Origin of the sequence: Pseudomonas sp. Bout1, from assembly GCF_034314165.1 — a bacterium.
Taxonomy (GTDB): domain Bacteria; phylum Pseudomonadota; class Gammaproteobacteria; order Pseudomonadales; family Pseudomonadaceae; genus Aquipseudomonas.
Genome location: NZ_JAVIWK010000001.1, coordinates 4,891,934 through 4,895,477, shown reverse-complemented (window position 1 = coordinate 4,895,477; position 3,544 = coordinate 4,891,934). Strand labels below are relative to the sequence as shown.

The window sequence follows — 3,544 nt, the reverse complement described above, 5'->3', positions numbered from 1 at the left end:
ACCTGAACACCGTCAGGGCGTTGCAAGACGCCCCGGCGGCCTGGAGATTTGAATGTCGTTGAACCCTGATATCGCCGCATTTCTGCAACTGGTGGGCAACGGTCGCGCCAGCGGCAAACGCGTCGGCATGCATGAGTTGAGCCCGCAGCAGGCCCGCGAACAATTCGATCAGTCGTCCTTGTTGATGGACGCTGGCGGTGAAGCCTTGGAAGTGGTGGATGAACTGCAATTGCCCGTGCGCGATGGCACGCGCCTGAACGCGAGGGTCTATAGCAATCACGCGGTGCAGGCAGGCGCCGGACGTCCGGCCCTGCTGTACTTTCACGGCGGCGGTTATGTGGTCGGCAGCCTTGATTCCCATGACTCGCTGTGCCGCGCGCTGGCCTCGATGGCCGATTGCGTGGTGGTGTCGGTGGCCTATCGCCTGGCACCGGAGTTTCGCTTTCCGACTGCCGCCGAGGATGCGCAGGACGCCTGGGACTGGCTGGTTGCCAACGCGCAACGCCTGGGTATCGACGCCACGCGACTGGCGATTGCCGGTGACAGCGTCGGCGGCAGCCTGGCCACGGTGCTCGCCGCGCAACTGGCAAACGCTGCAGTGCAGCCGCGTTTGCAGGTATTGATCTACCCGGTCACCGACGCCAGCCGCCGTACGCCGTCGATTGAGCGTTTCGGTGAGGGGTATTTGCTGGAGAAGGATTCCCTGAGCTGGTTCTATGAGCACTATCAGCGTGACCTCAACGACCGCCTCGACCCGCGCTTTTCACCGTTGCTGGCCGATGTTGCGCCGAACGTGGCGCCGGTGTTGCTGGTGCTGGCCGAGTGCGATCCGCTGCATGACGAGGGTGTGGCGTATGCGCGTCATCTACAAGCGTCGGGCGTATCGGTGGAGTTGAAGGTATATGAAGGCATGACCCATGACTTCCTGCGCATGGGCGCGATCATCGATGAGGCCGAAGAGGCGCAGCAGCATATTGCCGAGCGGCTGGCGCTGGCATTTGCGCGGGGGTAATTGATGGAGTAAAAAAAACGCCGGCAAATGCCGGCGTTTGTTTGAGCGCTGAACGTGTTACCAGTTGTAGGTCACGTCGGCGGTCATGGTACGGCCTTCGCCGTAGTAGCAGTCCAGCGTACTGTTGCAGCCCGGCACGTATTTCTCGTCGGTGAGGTTCTGCAGGTTGGCTTTGAGCTTCACGCCTTTGACGTGCAACGGCGATTTTTCCAGGTCGTAGGAGACCATGGCGTCATACACGGTGTAGGACGGGATCTGGAAGGAGTCTTCCACGTAGTCCGAGCCATAGCTGCTGCGCACGTAGCGGGCGCCCAGGCCTACGCCGAAACCGGCGAGGGCGGTGGAGATGTCGAAGTCGTAGTTGATCCACGCCGAAGCGGTCAACGGCGGCGCCATGGCCAGGGTGCGTCCCTGGCGACCATCGTTGCTGCTCTCCCACTTGATCTGGTTACGCGACACGGCGGCCAGAACGCGCAGGTTCTGCGTGACGTTGACCTTGCCTTCCAGTTCCACACCGCGGGAGCGCACGGTGCCGCTCTGGATGCTGAAACCCGGGTTGGCGAGGTCGGTGGTGAGCATGTTGTCCTGGTCGATCTGGTAGGCCGACAACGTGATGAAGCCGTCGATGGCCTTCGGCTCGTACTTGATGCCGACTTCGTACTGCTTGCCGGTGGTCGGTTTGAACGCGCCGCCGCTGACATCGCTACCGGTTTGCGGCAGGAACGATTCGGCGTAGCTGACATAGGGCGTCATGCCGTTGTCGAACTCGTAGCCCAGGCCAGCCCGGCCAGTGAACTTCTCGTCCTTCTGGTTGGAGTGGCCGCCGCTCAGGGGTTGCTTGTTGTCGGTCTCGGCAAAGTCATAACGACCGCCGAGGGTCAGGAACCACTGGTTCCAGCGCAGTTGGTCCTGGGCATACAGGCCGGTCTGCTTGATGGTGTTATCCCACTTGTATGGCGCACGGAAGTTGAATTTGCTGCCATACACCGGGTTGTACAGGTCGATGCCCGGGCCGGGGTTGTCATAGAGGCCGAGGAACTTCGAGTTGAAGTGGTAGTAGTCCACGCCCAGCAACACGGTGTGATCGATATCGGCAGTCTTGAACTTGGCCTGGGCGATGTTATCGATGCCGTAGACCTTGTTGTGCTGCGACCAGTCCACGCCATAGCGGGTCTGGTAGCTTTTGTCGTTGAGACCGGTGACCGGGTTGGTCTGGAACGCGTAACCGTGCAGCGGCGCGACGTACTGGTCGTTGACGTCGGCGTAGCGCGCGTTCTGTTTCAGGGTCCAGACGTCGTTGAGTTCGTGGGCGATTTCGTAACCCACCACGAACTGCTCGCGGTGGTACTTGTTCACGTCCGGCTCGCCGAGGAACAGGCTGCGACTGATGCGCCCGTTCGGGGTGCTCTTGACCGTGCCGTAGGCCGGCAGGCCCTGAGCTTCCGGTACGTCGTGGTCTTTCTGGTACTGGCCGAACACCGTGATGGTGGTGCGGTCGTTCGGCAGCCAGGTCAGGCTCGGCGCGAGCATCATGCGGTTCTGGCTGGCATAGTCGATGGCCGAGCTGCTGTCGTTGACCACACCGGTCAGGCGATACAGAAATTCGCCCTGGTCATCAATCGGGCCACCGAGGTCGAAGGCGCCGTATTTGCGGTCATAGCTGCCGCCCCCGAGCACCACTTCGTGCACCGGGGTAGCGGTCGGGCGCTTGCTGACCATATTGACGATGCCGCCCGGCTGGTTCTGGCCGTAGAGCACCGACGCCGGGCCTTTGAGCACTTCAACGCGCTCCAGGGTGTACGGGTCGATCTGCAGCGAGCCGCCGGTGCTGCCGCCGCCGTAGGGCAAGTGCAGGCCGTCTAGGTACAGTGGGGTAGGGGTGAAACCACGCGAGGTCGGTTCGTCGAAAATCTTCACCCGTTCGGCAAAGCCGCCACCGGTAATGCCGGGTGTGTAGCGCAGGGCTTCGGTGACCGATTGCGAGCCACGCATCTTGATTTCGCCTTGGGTGACGACGTTGATGGTCTGCGGGATTTCCTTCAGCGCGGTATCGGTCTTGGAGCCGCTGGCGCTGCGTTTGGCGACGATCCCGTCAACCTTGCCCCAGGCCGATTCCTCGGCGGCGGAAATGTTGGTGGGTGCCAGGTTCAGGCTGCCGTCGCCGCTGCTGCGCGAACGTAATGCGATATTGTTGCCTTGGACGTTGTAGGCAATGTCGGTGCCTTGAAGCAACTGGGCGATGGCCTCGGTGGGTTCCAGGTTGCCGCTGACTGCGGCGCTGCGCAGGCCGCTGACTTCATCCGGGCTGTAGAGCACTTGCAGATTGGTTTGGCGACCGAATTCCTGCAACGCGCTCCCCAGCGACTGAGCAGGAATATTGATCGAGACTGTGGCGGCTTGTGCATGGCCGATCATCGTCAACGTCATGGCCATGGCACAGACGGCCGGCAGGGTTGAACGGAAGGAACGGCGGATCAGCAGAGCCTTGGCGAGCGGGTTGAGTCCGTGCGGTGCGGGCATTGTTCTTCTACT

General features: G+C 61.9%; 2 protein-coding genes. One reads left to right on the top strand and one right to left on the bottom strand.

Annotation, left to right across the window (positions count from 1 at the left end):
- The first annotated feature begins 52 nt into the window (after positions 1 to 52).
- Positions 53 to 1,012 carry an alpha/beta hydrolase gene (locus RGV33_RS22675; protein WP_322146229.1) on the top strand — a complete coding sequence of 320 codons (960 nt, stop codon included), beginning with the start codon at positions 53 to 55 and terminating at the stop codon, positions 1,010 to 1,012.
- 57 nt (positions 1,013 to 1,069) lie between these two features.
- On the opposite strand, the gene RGV33_RS22670 is transcribed toward RGV33_RS22675, so the two are convergent.
- Complete coding sequence (locus RGV33_RS22670) at positions 1,070 to 3,532, bottom strand: TonB-dependent siderophore receptor (RefSeq protein WP_322146228.1); 2,463 nt, start codon at positions 3,530 to 3,532, stop codon at positions 1,070 to 1,072.
- Positions 3,533 to 3,544 lie beyond the last annotated feature (12 nt).